General features: G+C 41.6%; 20 protein-coding genes and 1 pseudogene. 11 read left to right on the top strand and 10 right to left on the bottom strand.

What is annotated here, in order from left to right:
* The first annotated feature begins 68 nt into the window (after positions 1-68).
* The 10 genes from EL17_RS00980 (at position 69) to EL17_RS23790 (ending at position 9,268) form a co-directional block, all read left to right on the top strand.
* A complete protein-coding gene (locus tag EL17_RS00980) occupies positions 69-1,295 on the top strand; it encodes a hypothetical protein (RefSeq protein ID WP_035068784.1) in 1,227 nt (408 codons plus the stop codon).
* A gap of 61 nt (positions 1,296-1,356) precedes the next feature.
* Positions 1,357-1,860, top strand: a complete 504-nt coding sequence (locus tag EL17_RS00975) for a c-type cytochrome (protein ID WP_035068781.1) — start codon at positions 1,357-1,359, stop codon at positions 1,858-1,860.
* Between the two features lie 29 nt (positions 1,861-1,889).
* Positions 1,890-3,857, top strand: a complete 1,968-nt coding sequence (nosZ, locus tag EL17_RS00970; protein ID WP_035068779.1) for a Sec-dependent nitrous-oxide reductase — start codon at positions 1,890-1,892, stop codon at positions 3,855-3,857.
* Between the two features lie 53 nt (positions 3,858-3,910).
* Positions 3,911-4,522, top strand: a complete 612-nt coding sequence (locus tag EL17_RS00965) for a hypothetical protein (RefSeq protein ID WP_035068778.1) — start codon at positions 3,911-3,913, stop codon at positions 4,520-4,522.
* An 11-nt stretch (positions 4,523-4,533) separates the two neighbouring features.
* On the top strand, positions 4,534-4,971 hold the full coding sequence (locus EL17_RS00960; protein ID WP_035068776.1) for a nitrous oxide reductase accessory protein NosL: 438 nt from the start codon (positions 4,534-4,536) through the stop codon (positions 4,969-4,971).
* Positions 4,972-5,018: 47 nt separating this feature from the next.
* Positions 5,019-6,272, top strand: coding sequence for a nitrous oxide reductase family maturation protein NosD (locus EL17_RS00955; protein ID WP_035068774.1), 1,254 nt, complete (start codon positions 5,019-5,021; stop codon positions 6,270-6,272).
* Positions 6,247-6,978, top strand: coding sequence for an ABC transporter ATP-binding protein (locus EL17_RS00950; RefSeq protein WP_035068771.1), 732 nt, complete (start codon positions 6,247-6,249; stop codon positions 6,976-6,978). The genes EL17_RS00955 and EL17_RS00950 overlap by 26 nt, the downstream gene beginning before the upstream one ends.
* Entirely contained in the window at positions 6,975-7,742 is a 768-nt protein-coding gene (locus EL17_RS00945) for an ABC transporter permease subunit (protein WP_035068769.1), read from the top strand. The genes EL17_RS00950 and EL17_RS00945 overlap by 4 nt, the downstream gene beginning before the upstream one ends.
* Before the next feature lie 56 nt (positions 7,743-7,798).
* Positions 7,799-8,863, top strand: coding sequence for a hypothetical protein (locus EL17_RS00940; protein WP_164674885.1), 1,065 nt, complete (start codon positions 7,799-7,801; stop codon positions 8,861-8,863).
* Positions 8,864-9,016: 153 nt separating this feature from the next.
* A complete protein-coding gene (locus EL17_RS23790) occupies positions 9,017-9,268 on the top strand; it encodes a hypothetical protein (RefSeq protein ID WP_035068766.1) in 252 nt (83 codons plus the stop codon).
* Between the two features lie 94 nt (positions 9,269-9,362).
* Here EL17_RS23790 and EL17_RS23785 read toward each other — a convergent pair whose 3' ends face one another.
* Positions 9,363-9,560, bottom strand: coding sequence for a hypothetical protein (locus tag EL17_RS23785; protein ID WP_035068763.1), 198 nt, complete (start codon positions 9,558-9,560; stop codon positions 9,363-9,365).
* Between the two features lie 129 nt (positions 9,561-9,689).
* Between EL17_RS23785 and EL17_RS00925 the strand changes: the two genes are divergently transcribed.
* Positions 9,690-10,310: an alpha-ketoglutarate-dependent dioxygenase AlkB family protein gene (locus tag EL17_RS00925; RefSeq protein ID WP_035068761.1), complete on the top strand. Its 621-nt coding sequence runs from the start codon at positions 9,690-9,692 to the stop codon at positions 10,308-10,310.
* A 310-nt stretch (positions 10,311-10,620) separates the two neighbouring features.
* Here EL17_RS00925 and EL17_RS00920 read toward each other — a convergent pair whose 3' ends face one another.
* From EL17_RS00920 to EL17_RS23360, 9 genes and pseudogenes are all read right to left on the bottom strand, one after another.
* Complete coding sequence (locus tag EL17_RS00920) at positions 10,621-11,481, bottom strand: hypothetical protein (RefSeq protein ID WP_035068759.1); 861 nt, start codon at positions 11,479-11,481, stop codon at positions 10,621-10,623.
* Between the two features lie 292 nt (positions 11,482-11,773).
* Positions 11,774-11,998: pseudogene (locus EL17_RS23000) on the bottom strand (energy transducer TonB); the annotation flags it as partial.
* A gap of 12 nt (positions 11,999-12,010) precedes the next feature.
* Positions 12,011-12,265, bottom strand: a complete 255-nt coding sequence (locus EL17_RS24310; RefSeq protein WP_051719683.1) for a hypothetical protein — start codon at positions 12,263-12,265, stop codon at positions 12,011-12,013.
* A gap of 774 nt (positions 12,266-13,039) precedes the next feature.
* Entirely contained in the window at positions 13,040-13,405 is a 366-nt protein-coding gene (locus tag EL17_RS00905; protein WP_035068753.1) for a BlaI/MecI/CopY family transcriptional regulator, read from the bottom strand.
* 385 nt (positions 13,406-13,790) lie between these two features.
* Positions 13,791-16,919: a cytochrome c biogenesis protein CcsA gene (gene ccsA / locus EL17_RS00900; RefSeq protein ID WP_035068751.1), complete on the bottom strand. Its 3,129-nt coding sequence runs from the start codon at positions 16,917-16,919 to the stop codon at positions 13,791-13,793.
* Positions 16,920-17,004: 85 nt separating this feature from the next.
* The gene (locus tag EL17_RS00895; protein WP_035068748.1) at positions 17,005-18,327 is read right to left on the bottom strand and encodes an alginate export family protein; all 1,323 of its coding nucleotides are present in this window, start codon (positions 18,325-18,327) and stop codon (positions 17,005-17,007) included.
* 14 nt (positions 18,328-18,341) lie between these two features.
* Complete coding sequence (nrfA, locus tag EL17_RS00890) at positions 18,342-19,832, bottom strand: ammonia-forming cytochrome c nitrite reductase (RefSeq protein WP_035068745.1); 1,491 nt, start codon at positions 19,830-19,832, stop codon at positions 18,342-18,344.
* A 7-nt stretch (positions 19,833-19,839) separates the two neighbouring features.
* Complete coding sequence (gene nrfH / locus EL17_RS00885; RefSeq protein WP_035068742.1) at positions 19,840-20,490, bottom strand: cytochrome c nitrite reductase small subunit; 651 nt, start codon at positions 20,488-20,490, stop codon at positions 19,840-19,842.
* Between the two features lie 404 nt (positions 20,491-20,894).
* Entirely contained in the window at positions 20,895-21,155 is a 261-nt protein-coding gene (locus tag EL17_RS23360; RefSeq protein WP_164674884.1) for a hypothetical protein, read from the bottom strand.
* Positions 21,156-21,274: the final 119 nt, after the last annotated feature.

The following is a 21,274-nucleotide window of genomic DNA, read 5'->3' as shown; positions in this document are numbered from 1 at the left end:
ATGAATAGGCCCAGTGGCCACCGGATACTGTCCGGTGGTGCTGGATTTAATTAGAGAAAGGTAAAACGATGCGTAGTTCCTGGGTATTGATATCGCTTTTGAATTTTGTGGTCGCTTCCATCATGGGAGTTTTATTGCGCTATGTTTTCGTAGCAGAAGTACCATGGATGGATTATAGAACCATGCTCCATGGACATTCCCATGTAGCGATGCTGGGATGGGTATACTTGATACTTTTTGCCCTGCTGATAGATGCCTTTGTCCCCAGACATAAAAAAACCTCTTCGTTTTACAACCGCTTGTTTTGGTTTACCCAGTTTACAGTGGTAGGCATGATGATCAGTTTTCCTATACAGGGATATGGCGCTGTATCCATCACATTTTCTAGCCTGCATATTATAGCCAGTTATCTATTTGTCTGGAGGATATGGAAGGATCTAGTGATTGAGAATAAACATATTTTTCTTTTGGTCCGGGCAAGTCTGCTTTTCCTGATCATTTCCACCATCGGCATATGGTGCATGGGCCCTGTGATGGCGTTACAGCTACGGAATGATCCTATATATATGGTAGTGGTTCAGTTTTACCTGCATTTCCAGTTCAATGGGTGGTTTGCCTTGTCTATACTTGCTTTACTGGTATATCAGCTTAACCAATGGGGGCTTACCTTCACGGATTCCCATTTCAAAATCTTCTTTACCGTTTATATTTTCAGTTTAGTTCTGACTTTTTTCCAGGTACTGTACTGGGCATATTTAGAACATTATATGTATGTCATCAATGCAGTAGGGGTGATCTTACAAGTGATGGCATTTGGCTTTTTACTATTGCCGGTTAAAGATAAATTTTTTCAGGTTTTAACTCAAAAATCCGGTACAGTCAGCTGGTTGATAGGATTTGGCCTGGTCTCACTGATCATTAAGGTAGCCATACAGGCCGCTTTGGTGGTGCCGGAGGTAACTGAAATATCCACCACCATCAGGCAGTTTATGATCGGCTATATCCACCTGACCATGTTAGGCTTTATTACCGGACTTATCCTTCTTCTTCTTTATATCAAGGAGGTGGCTGTCATCAAAACCTCCGGCATTTACATATTCAGCATCGGCTATATCATGACAGAAGCTATCCTTTTTATCCAGGGGCTTTTCTTCTGGGCGAGATGGGGGACACTTCCATACTACCATGAAGTACTGCTGGGTTTCTCCATATTATTGCCTTTAGGATTATTGGTAATGGCCATAAAGCCTACTTTATCCGAATATTCACACGCTAACAATCATATAAAAGCATGATGTATCTCATGCTACTCTAAAAAGATTTTAATCAATTTCACATAATCAAAAGGATAAATCTATGAATACTATAAGATCGTCTGCAATGCTGATAGCCCTACTTTTCCTTATCTCATGTGGAGGTGGGGACACAGGTACTATTACCTCCACTACCACCCAATCTTCGGGTGGAGACGACGAACCCCAATCTATAAGAGAAGGTAAAGGTATAGGTGAGATCACCCATGTAGAACTTACGGCAGATATCGATGAAAATATGGTAGAAGTAGGCAAATCCATCTATGACATGAAATGTTCGTCCTGCCATAAGCTGAATGACCAGCGAGTAGTGGGGCCTGGGTTTGAAAATATAACTAACAGAAGAAAGCCAGAATGGATCATGAATATGATTACCAATGTGGATGTGATGCTGGACAAAGATCCTGAAGCACAGGCCATGTTGGAAGAATGCCTGATGAGAATGCCCAATCAAAACGTATCAGTTGGCGATGCCAGGCAGCTGCTGGAGTTCATGCGCAAAAATGACAAAGAGCGTACCGGACAGATGGACGCTGCTGTAAACTAATAGAATAATCCCCCTTTAACAAGAGTACTATGAAAATAAAGCAAGTATTTCGTATCACGGCGGTGTCGGCAGCTATAGTGGCCATGGGCATGGCTACCGGCTGCAGGCCGCAGACCAGCGGTTCACAGAGTGTGGGAGATGCCGCTTCCAGGGTCTATGTGGCGCCCGGAGAGCATGATGAGTTTTACAATATTGTTTCCGGTGGTTTTAATGGGCAGATAAGTGTGGTAGGCCTTCCTTCAGGGAGGGTTTTGAAGATAGTGCCGGTGTTCTCCGCCCATCCTGAAAATGGCTATGGATTCAGCGAAGAGTCCAAACCTATGTTGAACACTTCACATGGCTATGTACCTTGGGATGATCTGCACCATATAGCCATATCTACTACCAATGGTGAGCATGATGCACGATGGGCCTTTGCTAATGGAAATAACACACCAAGAATCGCAAGATTAAATCTCAATACTTTCGAAACAGAGGAAATCATAGAGATACCAAACAGTGCTGGAAACCATTCATCTCCTTTCATCACAGAAAATACTGAATATGTAATAGCAGGTACCCGATTCTCTGTTCCTATAGGAACGGATGAAGACAATGATGTCTCTATAGATACCTATAAGAAAAACTTTAGAGGAACGGTCAGTTTCATCAAGGTAGGTAATCAGGGGGATATGAGCCTGGCATTCCAGCTCGTGACGCCGGGGGTGAATTTTGACCTGTCAAGAGCCGGTAAAGGAAAGTCACATGGGTGGTTTTTCTTCTCTACCTATAATACAGAGCAGGCGCACACCTTACTGGAAGTAAATGCCTCCCAGAGAGATAAAGATTTCATCATGGCGGTAAACTGGAAGAAGGCAGAGGAATACATCAAGGCTGGTGAAGGAAATCTGGTTAAAGCCAGGTACGCACACAATAAGCTGGATCACAATACCCATACTGCTTCCTCTACCATGATGGAAGAAGTGCTTCAATTGGATCCTAAATTATTAAAGGACATCATCTACTTTATCCCTTGTCCCAAGTCTCCCCATGGTACTGATGTAGACCCTACAGGCGAGTATATAGTGGGTAGTGGCAAACTCGCAGCCCTGATTCCTGTTTTCTCCTTTACTAAACTGATGAAGGCGATCGAAGATAAGGATTTTGAGGGGGAATACGACGGTCATCCTATTATAAGATATGAATCAGCGCTTCATGGAGTCGTAGACAAGCCAGGCCTAGGCCCCTTGCACACTGAATTTGACGGGAGAGGCAATGCCTATACCTCAATGTTTGTATCTTCTGAAATAGTCAAATGGGATATAGAAACCTTAGAAGTACTAGACAGGACACCTACTTTCTATTCTATAGGCCACTTATCTATCCCTGGGGGACCTACTGCCAAGCCACATGGAAAGTATATGGTAGCCTATAATAAAATAACCAAGGACAGGTACTTACCTACAGGACCTGAACTGGCCCATTCAGCTCAGCTGTTCGACATATCTGGAGATAAGATGCAGTTATTGTTGGATTTTCCTACCATAGGAGAGCCTCACTATGCTGAAGCTTTTCCAGCTACTTTGATAAAAGATAAACAGGTTAAAATATACAGAATAGAAGACAACAATCACCCATATGTGACCAAAGGGGCTGGCAATGCCAGAGTCGAGAGAGATGGAAATAAGGTTCATGTATATATGACCTCCATCAGATCTCACTTTGCCCCGGATAATATAGAAGGTGTGAAAGTGGGGGATGACGTTTATTTCCACGTCACCAACCTAGAGCAGGATTGGGACGTGCCCCATGGCTTTGCCATCAAAGGGGCCAATACGGCCGAAATACTGATCATGCCCGGAGCCACTCAGACACTAAAATGGACACCGGATAGGCCGGGCATCTTCCCCTTTTACTGTACTGACTTCTGCTCTGCCCTGCACCAGGAAATGTCAGGATACCTCCGTGTGTCTCCGGCCAACAGTACGGTGGCTTTGAAATCATCCCTAGGAGAATAAACCCAACTGGCTACAGGTGGTCAGTCGCCTGTAGCCTTTAAAAAACATATTCCATGAACTCCATGCAGCCTATCTCCAGGATTCTAATCCTACTCTCTTCACTGATTATGGTAGCACTGTTCTTTGTCCCTATCTGGCAGATTCAGATGTGGGCTCCCCAGTATCCTGAATGGCTGAGTATGCATATATGGATAGATAATATTACAGGAGATATTGCAATCATTAATGGTCTTAACCACTATATAGGGATGAAAGAGATCCATGTGGAGATGTTTCCTGAATTTGAAATTATGCCTTACATACTAGGTGGTATTATAGCACTCGGGATCATTCTAGCCCTAATAGGTAAGCAGTTTGGGGTATGGACATATCTTGTGGTATTGGTACTGGCTGGAATAGCAGGGATGCTTGATTTTTACCTTTGGAGCTATGATTATGGACATAACCTAGACCCCACAGCCGCCATTAAGGTACCGGGTATGAGTTATCAGCCACCCTTGATCGGGTCTAAGGAGCTACTGAATTTCCTCGCATTTTCTGCCCCCGATATAGGAGGATGGCTTGCTGTAGCGGCTGGAGTACTGGGTATAGCTGCCGCGGTAATTGAAGTTAGGAAAAGGATTCAGTATAAAACAGCCAAAAGAAATCCACTAGTTATAAAATAAACAATATAATTATGAAAACGCACTTCCTTTACTTTATCCCCATTTTGTTGCTTTTCGCCTGTCAGGTAGATCCAGAGCCGATAGACTTTGGCAAAGATGCCTGTGATCACTGTAAGATGGTAATCATGGATCCTAAATTCGGAGCCGAGATCATTACCGATAAAGGCAGGATCTATAAGTTTGATGATGTAAACTGTAAAATTAACTATATCGATGAAAATGATATTGCGGAGGAAAATTTAAAATATAAACTCGTAATCGACTTTAGCGAACCTAAGACACTTATCAATGCTGACCGGGCATATTATGTCAAGTCGGATGAAATTAAAAGCCCAATGGGCAGCCATATAGCAGCCTTTAATTCAGAGGATGCTGCTCAGCAGATGATGAAGAGGTGGAAGGGAGGGGAGATGTTGAATTACTTTCAGATGAGAGCATCCATAGATTGATCAGTCAGAAAATTCAATGGGGTGTAGATATGATAAACTAAATGGAGATGAAGATAAACCTATATATAATATTTCTAATTTGCTTGGGCATGGCTTCCGGTCATGCTCAGCAAATATCTGTTGGACTAAATGGACAATATAAATCCATAAAGCAGGCAGTGGAGAAAGCCAATGCAGGGGACACTATCATCATCAATCCAGGTATCTACCACGAAAACAATATAATTATCCAGAAACCCCTCACCATTATCGGTAAAGATTATCCTATAATTGATGCCGGAGGAGTGGGTGAGATATTTACCTTGGCGGCTAAAAACATTACCTTAAAAGGGCTATTCCTCAAAAATTCAGGCATGTCCAGTGTGGATGACCTGGCAGGCATCAAATGTCTGGACGCTCATCAGGTAAGGATAGTGGATAATAAATTTGATGATACTTTTTTTGCCATACACCTGTCCAATACCAATGGAGCCTTGATCCGAGGAAACAGATTAAAAGCATCCGCTGCACATGAATATCAACTGGGAAATGGCATCCACCTATGGAAGTGCAAAAACGCCAGGATAATCGATAATGAAATTAAAGGGCACCGGGACGGGATATATTTTGAATTTGTCACTAACTCGACTATCAAGCAAAACCTAAGTGATGGTAACATGCGGTATGGCCTTCATTTCATGTTTTCCCATGAAAACGAATATATAGATAATACCTTTAGAAATAATGGAGCAGGGGTGGCAGTGATGTATTCCCACTCCATGAAGATGCACCGAAATAACTTTGAAGACAACTGGGGCACATCCTCTTATGGCTTACTGCTGAAGGATATGCGCGACTGTGAAATATCCGGAAATAAGTTTAAGAAAAACACCATAGGTATCTATATGGAAGGGACGAGCCGTACCCAGTTTCATAACAACATCTTCAGAGAAAACGGCTGGGCCATCAAGCTTATGGCCAGTTGCGATGACAATGTGTTTCTGAAAAATAATTTCATCGCCAATACATTTGATATCTCTACCAATGGAAAGTTGGTGCTCAATACCATAGATGGGAACTACTGGGATAAATATCAGGGATATGACCTTAATAAGGACGGGATAGGGGATATACCATTCCACCCGGTCAATATGTTTTCTTTCATCGTAGAGCGGGTACCCGCCGCCATGCTGATATGGAGGAGCTTTCTGGTCCAGATGCTGGACAAGGCCGAAAAGGTAATCCCTGCCATCACCCCCGAAAATCTAAAAGACAATTACCCAACCATGAAGCCTTATGATCTCGATAGAAAAAATAAATAAGAAATTCGGAAAGTTCCAAGCCATAAAAGACCTGAATCTTAGGTTGGAACTAGGCAAATCCTATGCGCTCATTGGTCCAAACGGGTCGGGAAAGACCACGCTGATCAAGATCCTCCTAGGTCTGGTGATCCCGACATCAGGTGATGTGCAGATAGGAGGGGAGAGTATCCTGCAGGAATGGAAGTACCGTGAAAAAATAGGCTATATGCCCCAGATCGGTAGATATCCCGAAAACATGACCGTGGGTCAGGTGATAGGTATGATCAAGAATATACGAAACCATAAGGGTGTGATGGATGAGGAACTCATCAAAAGCTTCGAACTGGAAAAGTTCTACGACAAAAGGATGCATACTCTGTCCGGAGGCATGCGCCAAAAAGTGAGCGCTGCCCTGGCTTTCTTTTTCAATCCTCCAATTCTGATATTGGATGAGCCTACTGCCGGACTGGATCCGGTGTCGGTGGAGATCCTGAAGGATAAAATCAAACAGGAAAAAGAATCCGGCAAACTGATCATCATCACTTCTCATATTATGAGTGACTTAGATGACCTGGCCACCGACCTGGTATATCTCTTTGAGGGAGATCTGCTCTATCATGATACCATCAAGCAGCTCAAAAAGGAAACCGGAGAAATAAGATTGGGCAAAGCTATCAGCTGCCTGATCACCCAAAATAATTTTGTCAATCAACTCATAAAGTCATGACACGCATTATAAAATATATCCTTTATGATATGCTGCGGACCCGCTTCATATTATTATACTTAGGTTTTCTGTTATTGGCGACTTTCTCCATGTACATGCTGGATTCGGATGATGCGAAAGTGGTACTGAGCCTATTGAATATCATGCTGCTCATCGTACCTCTCGTAGGTGTAATTTTTACAACCATCCATTTTTATAATTCATATGAATTTATAGAAATGATGCTGGCCCAACCGTTGAATAGAAAGAAAATCTTTATCAGTCAATATCTGGCAGTTATAATGGCATTAAGCCTAGCTTTAATTGTAGGAGTTGGTTTACCCATATTCATTTATGGGGTAAACAGTTCCGCCCTTATGCTGCTGTATTCTGGATTGATGCTGACTTTTGTATTTGTATCCATTGCATTTTTGGCAGCTGTATTTACCAGAGACAAAGCCAAAGCCATCGGGGTAGGACTGTTGTTCTGGTTCTATTTTGCCTTAATTTATGATGCTTTATTACTTTGGGCCATTTACCAGTTCAGTGATTACCCTATCGAAAAGGCTACCCTTGCTATGATTTCATTTAATCCTGTAGACCTGGCGAGGATACTTATGCTACTGCAGTTGGATAGTTCGGCCATGATGGGATATACCGGTGCATTTTACAAAGACTTCTTTGGATCCAATATGGGCTTCATTTATTCGACTATGGTATTGATGCTGTGGGCTTTGATTCCTGTGTCCTGGTCTATGTATATTTTCAAGAAAAAAGATCTTTAATATAACCCATTATGTCTGGTCAGAAGATTATTGATTCAATAAAACCACAATATCTTATGCCGCTTATCCTGATAGGTTTACTGATAGGGACAGTGGGGGGTTGGATTCGATTGGGTTATATAGCTCTGCCTATAGCATCTGCTGCGATGAGCCATGGCTTGCTGATGGTGGGAGGTTTTATGGGCACCCTGATCTGCCTGGAGCGATGTATGGTGATGAAGAATAAGGCTTGGCTCATTGCTCCTATTCTGGGATTGGTGGCTACAGGTTTATTTATAGCTGGACAAGAAGAATTGGGCATGTATTGCCTCGCGGTGGAAAGTGTGGGCTTATTTTTAGTCATGTATATCCAGTACATGAAGCATAAACTTCCTGAACAGGTAGTGATGTGCGTAGGGTCAATTTGCTGGCTTATAGGTAATATTTTGGTGATTAAAACGGGCTTTGTGCCGGTGGCTACCACATGGTGGATAGGCTTTGGTTTATTGACCATAGTTGGCGAGCGATTGGAATTTGGTAAATTCTTACCCAGTCCCTTAGGGAGCAAGGCATTGTTGCATACCTTGTTGACCGTGTTCTTTGTGGGATTAGTGGTTCCTTTTCATGAAGGAGGAAATTGGATAATGGGAATATGTGCGGTTACTATGGGATTATGGTTGCTGCGGTTTGATATGGCACGGATAGCTGTGCGTAAGGGTGGCTATCACCGTTATATAGGTCTTGGGCTGATTATTGGCTATGTATGGTTAGTGATATTTGGTCTTGTACTTTGCCTGATGGAGAGCCATCCCTATTTCTACGACCTTTTCCTGCACACATTTTTCTTGGGTTTTGTCTTTTCAATGATCTGGGCACATGCTCCGATTATAATTCCGACAGTATTTAAAAGATCACAGACGGTTTTCCATTCCATATTATGGCCTCTCTGGAGTGTATTTCAGATTACCCTGATAGGCAGGATGCTGTCAGGGCTTTTGATGATTACCGAGGGAAGAAGCTGGTTTGGGATTGTCAATGGCTGGGTCCTTTTATCCATGTTTTCGGCGATGGTAGGAATAATGGTTTATCAGGTAGTAATGGAGCGGAAGCAGGAAATAGTATTACAAAAAGTGAAGGGATAAACTTAAGGCTACAGGCATCCTTCTATATTAGAAATAAATGGGTAATTTCTTTATAAGGGTTAACAAATCAAAGAACCGGCTCCCCGTGGATTCCTGTTCTTTTTTAATCTTAGTCATACCCGGACATTCTGCCTTTTCAATCAAAGAGGAAATATGTATCCGGAGATTATCATCCATAACATCATTGTACTCCTCCAGATATGGAATGGGATTCAGATAAAACCCTTTCTGCCAGCCTTGGATTTCATCGTCCATCAACCATACATAGGAGATGGGTGTAAGGATAGAATAGTGGAGATGGGGTGGTGGCCGGCTGCATTGCCACTGGTCCCTACGGTCCCTATAGGCTCATTTCTACCTACCCAATTAATAGTGGAAGTGTGGATGGCTTCCACCTTGGCTTAGTAATGAAGTCTTCTTGTAGGGCCAAGTACCAAAACCACATTTCCTCCCATATCGAACAGCCTGCTGTACAGGATAAGACCGTAGGTGGAGCCGACTACCTCAGAGCTTTTTTTTGCAAAAAAACCACTTCTTTATGGGTGACTGATTTACCCCATGGAGAATACCAGAAGGACTGTGCATTGTAACTGTATTTGGCAGCACCTACTAGAGGATTAGAGAAGCGCTGGGGAAGGAGCCACCCTAAAACACCGATGAATAGGATAAAAAGTAGGAGTAATTTGAATGCTTTCATTAGCAATAGGCTTACCAATAGTGGAACATTTTCTTTCGGACGAAAGTTAGATTACAAATAGCATTGATAGCATTTTTATAGCAAAATATTATATAGTAGAACATTATAGTCTTTTCCCAAATTTATTTTATGTCCATAAACAACCTTTTTCCAGAAGCCATCAACCCACAAAAAAACCTGCTTCCCAAAGAAGGGGAGGCCTACTACCACGGAAAAGTAATGGATATCCAAAATGCTGATCAATATTTCAAAATATTATTTGAATCGATAGAATGGAAAAATGACGAAGCGGTAATCTTTGGTAAGCGCTATGTGACCAAGCGGAAGGTGGCCTGGTATGGTGACAGGCCATTTGAATATACCTATTCCAATGTCACCAAGTCTGCTCTCCCTTGGACCAAAGAACTGCAGGAACTGAAAAATTTGATAGAACGATCATCTGGTGAAACCTTTAATTCCTGTTTGCTCAACCTCTACCACAGTGGGGAGGAGGGTATGGCCTGGCACAGTGACGGGGAGAAAGATTTGAAAAAAAACGGGGCCATTGCTTCCTTGAGTCTGGGTGCAGAACGGAAATTTGCCTTTAAGCATAAAGAAAGTAAAGAAACGGTTTCGATAATACTATATAACGGAAGCTTATTGATTATGAAAGGTCTTACCCAATCGCACTGGCTCCATCGGCTTCCCCCTACTAAAAAAGTAAAGGGCCCCAGGATCAACCTTACCTTTAGGACGATAATCAATCATTGATATAAAGATTTTATATTTTTCCCAGCTTTAGCTTATAGTGGAAAAATTTTTTCACTTTTTATCCTATCTTTTCCTTTAATTAAAGATGATCGGTACTGATGACCACTTATGAAATAATGGAGTGCTCCACCTTAGGTTCATGAGATAGTAAGGGGCAATAATGGGTTTAAACTATATTTTTAAAGAATCAAACAATCATAGCAATCTTCATAGCTATGTGTTAAAAAATTTATAAGTGTCATGTATTTAGTTGCCCATAAAAAAAAATATAGCCTGTCTTTGTCTGACGTTTTCACTTCTTATGTATGCATTATTTTTCTTCAATATGTGTGATTATGAAATCCATCATCTGGTTGATGCGATTTTGCATGAGTGAAATGGATTTGACGAAAGCCTTCCAGTCTTCATCAGCACAGTTTTCTATTGAAGAACTGTACTGGTCCCAATCTATCATTTTGATCCGATCCCCAAAAGTACCTGCACAGCTGGGCTCGTGTAATTTATTGGCATGCTGGGCCCATATATTGATCAGATCATCTCTCATTTCATCAAAGGTCATCATCAGGTGCATGGCTGCATGAAGATGCCTTCCTTTCAATTTATCCGAATGCCAGACAAAATCCCGGAAGCTGTCTCTGTGGATATGGTTTAGGTTCAGCGTATGGAGTTCAGGGAGCACATCACCGACATCATACGGCGCCCTGTCCTCATCTGCATATTCCGTAATATTTACGCCCCTGTTCTTTAATTGATTGTCCAGCATCACGGCATAAAACATCGCTTGGTGCACACGGTCATGCATGAGTTCAGCCTGCTGCACAAAATCCTTCCATGTACCTTCTTCATTTTTCTCGATATTTTTCCTATACGCTGTCCACTCGCCTCCGGAGATTCTTTCAGTGAAATCTGGAATCATGTCGGTTTCATCTTCCGCGCCACCATTATACCTGGCCAGTTCGCTCATCATCTCATGCATCAGGGAATGGAAAGTGCCAAATTTTTTCATTGATGTAGCCCATAGATCATCTTCGGTAATATGTGCTGAAATATAATCCCTAAAAGCCCCACCACCGATAGCGTTCATATCAAAATCATCCCGATGATCCTGCTGGCCAGTACTAACCTTACTAAAGGAAATACATAATACGAATATCAATAAATAGATTTTCATTTTTTTTTTTGAAATTATATTATGATAACAAGTTAGACATGATAAGGTTGTGATAAAGAAGATGTTATAAGAGAATGATAGCTAAGTTATCTTAATGATAGAAAGCAATGCCTGAAATAAAAAATGATGGTCTACTGTGGGAGAAAAGTATGTTGTGAGTATTATTAGATCACTATTTGCCATTAGAAAAGATTCAGATATTATTGTATTAACAAGAAACTAAAAAAATGTAAAAACCGGCCATAATAAGAGCCGGTTTTGATGGCTATCAATTTAAACTTTTCTTAAAATTTTAAGTATTTGCCGATAATTTAAACTTGATAGGCACTCTCATTTTACAGTTAACTTTTTGACCTTTTTGGGAACCAGGCTCCCATTCGGGTGCATTTTTAACGACCCTTATGGCTTCTTCATCACAGCCTCCGCCAATGCCCCTAAGTATTTCTACCCCTTGGACGGACCCATCCACTTCGATGACAAAGGCCACATACACCGTTCCCTCTATCCCATCTTTTTTGGCTTGAGCAGGTTAAGTCAAGTTTTGACTGAGGTAAAGGATCCACCCGTCAAATCCTCCCGCAGGCATAGGCGGATTCTCAACCACATCATATACCTCTCCAGAGGAAGCTTTCAACACTGTTTCACCGCTCTCATCAGCATCTATGATCAGTTCATGATCCTCATTCCCCTCACAGGAGAATATTATCACCAGTAATGCAATTAATGGTAGAACCATTAAAAATCTGGATTTTTCTTTGCTTTTGGATTCTGTTTTTCCCATCATAATGATTCTTTTTTTAGTTTGAAATTTATTGAAATAGTTATTCAAAGGCTGTTTTTGCCGATCTGCTATAATAAGTTTAAGTAAAAGATTAGCATATGCGGCCTTGGAATAGGATTTTGTAATGGCATGGTCTACCTGAAATTCATGGACTTCTGTAAGACTAGACTCCAGCGTTTTGATAAAAAGGATGGAACCATAATATGATTTTTACGATCTGAAAAAATATGATGTCAAGGCTGTGATTCTTGGCGGCATGGCTTGCTTCATGTAATACTATCACCTGATGATCAGGGTCCAAAGGGTCATATTGAGGTAAAAATATGTAATTAAAGAAGGAGGATGGCTGAATATACGGGTGGATGGCGATGATATTATTGCCCTCATATATTTTTTCTGCCTTGGAGATATGTTTTGAAATCTGTATTAGTCAAAAGATAAACTTGGCCGTAGCTATAAATACTCCTAAAAGGTAAATACAGAATAGGATTATGAGAAAAGTATTTAGAGAAAGTATTGTGTTTTTAATGTCAGCTTGAACGTTAAATTCAGGTAGTATATAACTATATGTCAAAGGAAAACCCGAACCCTGATCAAAGAAAAAGGATGGAATGGAAAGAAGTGGAATAATTAACACCATCCCCATCATACCAATTAAATAACCACGGTTCCAATCAAAAAAGGTATGATGAGACAAGCTCATCCAATAGAATCCATAAAGCAGCAATAGGCAGATACTAGCTTCCCAAAGATAGTTGATAGTGGCTTCCATAATTATTAAGGTTTAGGTAAATTTTTAATGAGATTTTGAATTTCTTGGATTTCTTCCTCTGATAATTGGTTTTCTTTCATCAGATAGGACAGCATGTTTTTAGCCGATCCGTCGAAGTAATTTTTGACCAGTCGATTCAGGCTTTTGTGCTGATAATCTTCCCTGGAAATAAGTGGATAATATTCATGCGTGTTTCCATAGGATTTATGCGAAAGAAATCCTTTATTTTCTAATTGTTTAATATGGGAAGCTAATGTAGTGTAGGGTGGCTTAGGGTCAGGTATTTCATTGAGAACATTCCTTACCAAAGCTTTCTCCAGCCTCCAAAATATATGCATAATCCGTTCTTCCTGAGGATTTAATGTTTCCATGGAATAAATATAAACTAAAATATTCAATTATAATACGAAAATCTCGTAATAGTACGAAGTTTTTGTAGTTATTATCTATTGTCCATTAGATAATAGCTATGCATAAGACCGAATGATCATTTTTTTCTTCCCTGAGGGATTGGATAATGGAGGCATAGACATTTAAGAAATGAGTATTTGCTATCCCTAAGTGCACATAGGGGATACCTCATTGTATATAATTACAGGTATAGGGTATTGGTGGGGATGGTGCATGGGTGAAAAAAAAGTTACCCATGCACCAGGATTTTATATGTTTGTATGTTGGGATTCTGAGTAATTACTTTCCATTTAAAAATCTTTTTTCAGTATTATACTTTTATGGGGAAATCATATAATAATGAGATCATACTACCAGATTCTTTTTTTCCTTATCGCTCAATCCCCTATATTTTACAATAGCCACTACAGAGATAACCAATAAAATGCCCACTATCCAATAAACCCAGCCAGGTATCGGCACAGGATCTCCAGCAGCGTAGGAGTGGAGTCCGGAAAGATAATAGTTTACCCCAAAGGATGTCATGATGATCGAACTGAAAGCCCACAGACTCGCCAGGTTATATAACAGTGAACTTTTAAAGATGGGAATCAATCTCAAATGAAGCACAAATGCATATACAATGACCGAAATCAGTGCCCAGGTTTCCTTAGGATCCCAGGCCCAATACCGGCCCCAGCTTTCATTAGCCCATACCCCTCCCAGGAAGGTTCCCACTGTGAGCAGAAATAATCCTATGGTGATAGACAATTCATTTACGATATTCAGCTCCTGCATGCTTACCCACCACTGTGCAGTAGGTTTAGCAGGCTTAAAGATTAAAAGTATCAGACTTAATAGGGCAAGGACAGCGGCCAGCGCCAGCGGTGCATATCCGCTTACGATAACTGCCACATGGATTTTAAGCCAGTAGGAGTGGAGGACCGGCATCAGGTTGGTGATCTCCGGATTAAGCCAATCCAGGAAGCCTACGAATAAGAGCGTACCGGAAAAGAGTAAGCTTAAAGGAACGGTAAATTTTGATTTATTTGAAAAAACCAGACCAAAGAAAAGTACTCCCCAGGCAACAAATACCAGCATCTCAAATCCGTCACTCCAAGGGGGATGCTGGGCTATATACCATCTGATGCCCAGATGTGCTGTGAATAATAACAGACCAAGCCAACTAAGTAGTTGCCCTGTATTCCAGGCCCACTTGACAGGCCTGGATTCTTTGAACAGCATAGTAATGCCCAAGATGAGCATGAATATTCCAATAATCCAGAATGGCCCGAAAAGATTATTTCCCAGATTTAGTTTATTATAAAGCAGTTCTGCATTGATCATATTGATAGTAGGGTAGACTTCATTTCCAGCCTTCTGCTGGAAGAGATTGATATAACTCAGGACTTCATCTGCTTCAGCCCAGCTGCCTTCTTCTATGCCCTTGTTAAGGCCTTCCAGATAAAGGAAAGTGATGTTTTTAACAAACGTCGCGTCCTCTTCCTCAAACCCCATATTGTACTGTTGGCTGGTAAACCAGGTATTGTTCCCATCCAGCTTGTTTGGAAAAATACGGAGAAAATCTCCGGTAAGTATAGCATAAAAAATATTGAACCTTTCATCTGTTTTTAGTAGCTCCTTATGTCCTTCATTTCTTTCAGATGGCTTCAGAAGGTTGGCTTCTTCTACCAGTTCATGGAGTAAATATTCCCCATCCTCGCTGAGAAACTGTCGGAAGCTGACCCTATCTGTAGGCTCTATTTCAAGAGCAGCAAAAGCCACCATTGATTTTTTTTTATCGATCTTGATGACAGGAAGGTGGCTCATCGTTACAGGATCCATTTGTACTGCCAGGAGGAATTGCTCTGAATTCAGCTGTACTTCCCCCGAATCTGTTGGGATCTGGATGTATGACTTGCCGTTAAGCTTTCTCATGATCTCATTGGCCAGTGTATTCAAAGGCTTCATCCTTCCATCAAGGTCCTGGACGATAAGCTTACCATAATCGTTTGCTATATCTTTTGGCACTATAGGAGGGGTGGCGGTAGTACTAGTTTGTGCTTCCGCTCCTGTGCTAAAGGCCATCAAGGCCGTGAGTATACCCAAAATGGCCCTTTTACGGATAGTCCCGAGTTTTTTGTTCAGCATCTGAAACCTGCTGCCTTTGGCAAATAGTGTAAGTATCATGCCCAATGTCAACAATGCATAGCCTAAGTAAGTAAGATAAGTGCCTGGTCTATCCTGATTGACAGAGAGGATGGTGCCTTTTTCATCATTGTCATAGGAAGATTGATAAAACCTGTATCCTTTATAATCCAGGACATTGTTCATAAATACCCTATATGGAAATTGTTTTTCGCCATCCATCACCATTACTTCACTGGCATAGCTGGCAGGACTTTTACTTCCGGGATACCGATCCAGTTCGAATGCATTGAGATATAGTTCAAAAGGCATAATCTCTGCCCTAGGGCCATAGGTGAGAGAATAATTTTTCCCCTGATAGGTAAAAGGATGCCATGCTGGATTAAAGCTGACCAGTTTTATATAACTTGCTGTTACCAGTTCATCCTGCTGGTCAGTTACGCTAATCTTGACTACATCCGGTAAATTTTTTGCCAATGTTTCATCTTTTTCTGCTTTGAAAATCAAAGCTGCATCTTCATATATGGATTTTATGATAAAGGCTCCACCGTCCCATTGGTATAGTGACCGCATCTGAAGAGGCTGTACTTCTCCGGCATGCAGTACGCCCATCAGCTGGGTGGACATCTCCATCACCTGTAGGTGAAGGTCTGATTCTATGAACCAAGTACTGTCATTTTTATAGATCCGTATAGGGCTTTTGTCTTCCTGAAGTGTTCCTAAAGATATATTGCCCATCTGGACAGCGTTGCCCTGGGTGATGAGGTAATCTTCTCTACCTGATCCTATGGCTACAGCCACCCCTATGTAGGTTTGATCTCCACCTATGAATTCTTCCTGAGCGCCTAGAATGTATTCCTCAAATGTAATCTTGAAATTCTCACCCAATGCAGCATTAGCAGTTTTAGGTTTGAAGTTATGGCTTATGAGAGAAAATGGTTTTTCAAATCTTTGATCAGTGCCCTCACCGTGTTGTTTTATCTGAATATAGTGACCTGTAGAGTAAAAAGTGTTTTGGCCACTTCCCTCACGTATATGAATAATGCCTTCATTGCTAAAATATCTAGTAACGCCAGCACCCAATATGATGATCACAAATGCTAAATGGAACAGCCCTACTGGCCATCTGTTTTTATGGAACAGCTTATAATGGCCGATATGACAAAGGAAATTTATCGCCAGCCAGAGCATAATGATCTCAAACCACCACGCCTCATACACCAATCCCCTCGCCACCGCAGTGCCATGATCATTTTCTATGAAGGTAGCCACCCCCATAGCGCCCCCAAAGGCGATCAACAGCACCAGGGTCATTCTGGTCGAAATCAAATAACGCAGATATTTCATCTTTTATAATTGTTTTATAATGGTAAGATGGAATCTCGCATGATGTCAATGTATAACGGTATCGTCATGCTCCATTTCATTCTGATTATAGTAAAATACCAATAAATTTATTTTTCATCGTAGGCCTAAAGATCAGCATCAGATAAGCCCAGTTTTGATTGTTTTTTAGTGTTCCGTTATTTTGGACCGCTTCAAAGGTATCGGTATATAAAAATTGGCTGTAACCTCCCTGAAGGGAAATGGCATGGTTGAAAATGTATCCAAATGATAGGTCCAGTTCTGTCCCGAAATAATTGTCCATCCGTTCTCCTGCTCCAGAAGCTCTATAGACAGCTGCATCTGAATAAAACAGGTGGCCATCTGTCTGCACAAAGAATTTTGGGTTAAAATCATAGCGGGCTCTTAAGTAATAGTCCTGCAAGCCCACATTGTTTTCATGGGCTCCACCTACAAAGAATAGATCCATATAACCGTTGAATAAATGGTTGGTGCCGTATAGGGGAGAGTAGGACCTGTTTTCAGAGCGGTCATTGTTTGGTGTTCCGCTTAGGATCTCAAATCCACCTGTTATCCTCAGCCTCCTGCCGGTGCCGGCTTCGCCATCCACCTGCTGTGATATCTGAGCACTGGCATTATAAGCATTGATATTTCTTCCGGCCACATCAGTACCGAACTGATGATAGTAATAGCCAGAAAAAGTGGTATTCCCCATCTGATATCTAAGCGTAGGCAGACCGATAGTCTGGCGATAACGGATACCCTCATCCAATATGGCACCTGTGTCATCTGTTGTAATGTATTGTCTGCCATCATTCCAAAAAAGAGCGGAGAAATGAAAGTCTCCCCACACATTCCCATATCTGGCCATCTGGGCAGCTTTATATTGGTTTGGGACAGTGAAGGTATTACCTGACAGTGCTTGTCCGTCTTGGTTATATCCTCCCCCAAAGTGGAAGTTCATTGCATCTTTTTCATATTTAACCAGTGCAAAATCATGAGCTCTTCCCTGAAGTGCCCAGTCCAAATTGCCCAGAAATCTGAAATTGTCATAATTTAGCTCCTGACGGCCGAGTTTAACTTTCCAATTTTCACTGAGATTGGCCTCTAACCATGCTTCATGAACGGATAGGAAATTATCGGTCAGCTTAATCTGAGCAGTATTTCCCCAAGTGCGTACATCCTGTATGCTCATATAAAAGGAAGCTCCTTCCATTTTGTAACTGGCCTGAAGTCTCGCCCTATGGGCTATAAAAGAAGCTGGGTCGTCCGTTTCGTTGATCAGTCTGTTAAATCCATTTCTGAATTCACCACGCTGGAGGATCTGGCCATCTATGTTAAACTGTGCTTGCGCGCTGGTAAAGGAAAAGGCCATTAATAAGCCCAATCCGTATATTTTTTTTTGGAACATCCTATTTTGGATTATTATCTACTGATGAGTCTAACTGGCTTTTGGGCTTCTCTCGCCTTTCCTTCCTGTAGCCATCTGGGCACTACCTGTTCGAGGAAGTTTACTTTTTGGCTCCTTTCCTTTTCTATATCTACACCAATATAAGTTTGAAGAGCTTCTTTACTATCTAGGTTGGGCATATCTACCGGCCTATTGTGACCAAGGGAAGCCAATACTCTGGCCAAATCTATACGTACTTCCTGAATGATCGATGATCCTGAAGAGATGATACGGCTGGATTCTAGAGGGGCATGGAAGCCAGCTCCGTGAGAGGCAGCCACAAAATCCCATCTCCACTGGGCATGTCTCAATCCGGTAAGGATGTTTTTCATCTGTGCTTCGGTGGCTCCGAGTTCCCAGGCTTTTTCAGCTTCCAGATGGGCCATGGCTATCTGCCTCTGCAGTTTATTGGTGCTTTCCTTTACTTTGCCCTGACGTTCATATACATCGCTGACCAGATCAGATACTTTCTCTCTATGGCAGACAAAACATGAATTTTCTACATTGCTCAGAGGAGATCCTATATGGTGGTCGGTAAATTTCTGTCCTCCTTCAGTTCTGTATGGCATATGGCAGTCGGCACAGGATACGCCCCTTTTGGCATGCACGCCCAGCTGATATAGCTCCCAGTCCGGGTGCTGTGCCTTCAGCATCCTGGCCCTGCTAAGCGGGTGTATCCAGTCCGCAAAATCTATTTTGTCAAAATAGGCTTCGATGTCTTCCACTGTAGTGCCATCGTGCCATGGGAAGGTAAGATACTGGGCACCTTCTTTTCCGGGTTTGGTTTTATCAAAATAATACTCCACATGGCACTGCGCGCAGACAAGAGATCTCATTTCCTGATGGGAAGCTTCATTTATATCCCTTCCCATATTTTCGAAAGCCTCGACCAAGGCTGGCCTTGTAATGGTAAGGTTCATGGTTTCAGGATTGTGGCAGTCTGCGCAGCCTATAGGGTTGATTACCTGGCTTCCGAGATCAGAAAGTTTCTTGCTATAAAACTCAGTGACCCCCATTTCGCTCATGAGACGGGGTACGTCTGGACTCTTACAGGTCCAGCATGTACTTGGCATCACCCCTTCTCCGGCCTCCATGGGTGCGCCTATTCTGATGGATGCCAGTACATCATTTACAGCATGGGCATGGCCTCTTGGCTGGTTGTATCCCTTACTGAAGGCATATCCTGCCCACAGCACCACCATGTCGGAGTTTTCGGCCAAGGCATCCTTAAAGCCGCTGGTATTGTATTTACTCTGGAAGGTGGTATCTATAGTCTTTTGGTAAGACTGATATTGGCGTGGATAATTGAGCCCCCAGATAGAATCACGTGGCTCTATACCTTCGATGGCAACTTTGGCCTGATAGGCAAACCTTGCCTCAGTCTTTCTATCCATAATAGTATAGGCAAGCATTGCCAGTAAAAAGACTATTACGGCTGTGAGAATAAAAAGAATCCAGTTTTTCATGTTGTAATTATTTACTTGTTGATGCGTTCTGTTCTTGGTTTTTCATGGATTCACGGAGCCATTTAGGCACTATCTGTAGATCTGGGGGAGCGTGGGCACGGATAGGTTCTATTTGATGTCCTACCGCTGAGAGGCTTTTAACCCTGCCGTGTGGTGTCTCCCTATGGCACTCCCAGCAGGTCCTATCCGTTCGGTTATAGTGATGGTTTTCTACGAAACTCGCCATCTTGGCATCAGTCACCTGTGGTGTATGGCACCGGATGCAGTTGTCCTGGATCACATTTACAGATGGCTGACGCGCTTTGATCACTTCAGGCTCTGCCCTTAGGGTGAATATGGTGGAATGATACAGACCATCCATAGCTTTGAAATAGTATTGATTAAATACATTGTTGTGTGGCACGTGGCAGTCATTGCAGGATGCTACTTCGCGATGAGAGCTGCGGGCCCAGGTGATATATTGCGGTGTCATCACATGGCAGTTTACACATGCCTGGGGATCATCGGAAAGGTATGAGGCAGCATTGCTCAGTCTAAGGACGTAAAGGCCTAACCCGAACAGTGAAGCTACTAAGATTATGGCTGCCGGTCTCCATTTTTTTGGTGGTATCAAGCTGTACCTAAAGAGGAATCTTTTGAATCTAGGGTATCTCGCCATAATTTTTAAAGGATTAGTGCGATAAAAGTAAAGAACTCTAAACCTTTAAATTATGATAATTATCAGTTTGATAAAAATTTTATAAAAAAAAACTTAAAAAATGGACCTAATAAATAATATAAATACCATTTTTTTTAAAAACATAACTGATAATAAGTGTTTTAAAATGTCAAACCGTGTTTAAGACCATTTTTAAAAAAATTTTTAAAACGGTATGATCTTGCTTGTCAGAGATATTTTCCGGTTCCCAGAATTATTAAAGATTTTATGATTTTACAAAGTATAGGATGCTGAAATTTATTTACTGACTATGTTAGGTAAAAGTGGGGCCGTAGAGGTATTATAATGCTCTGGCTGATTATAGTAGCTTTGAGTATTGTGATGATAAGTGGGGGTTAATTAGGTTATTTAGTCTTTAAATCCAACACCTTTGGAGATGGGTAGTCTAGATGGACCGTGTCATTGGTTTCTTTACACATTGATATACAATGTGGACAGCAGGAGGTATTGGGGAGCATTAGCTTGGAGGTGAGTGCAGCTTGGGCGTAGGTATCAAATAGACCTATTTCATAAAAATTATTAGGAAAATGAAGACAACCATATTTATGTATGAGGTGATATCCATTTGGATCTGATAGTAAATCGATCACGTAAAACGTAGTCATGATGTGCTGGTTTTAAGACTTAAAGACTAAAATAGTATATTAATATATATATTCAAATAATTTTAATTCAAAAATTTAATATCGAGCTTTGTTATATAACCTTTAATAAATAAAATGTA

Source organism: Anditalea andensis (assembly GCF_000714815.1).
In the GTDB taxonomy this organism is placed as follows: domain Bacteria; phylum Bacteroidota; class Bacteroidia; order Cytophagales; family Cyclobacteriaceae; genus Anditalea; species Anditalea andensis.
This window is presented reverse-complemented; position numbering and strand designations above follow the sequence as displayed.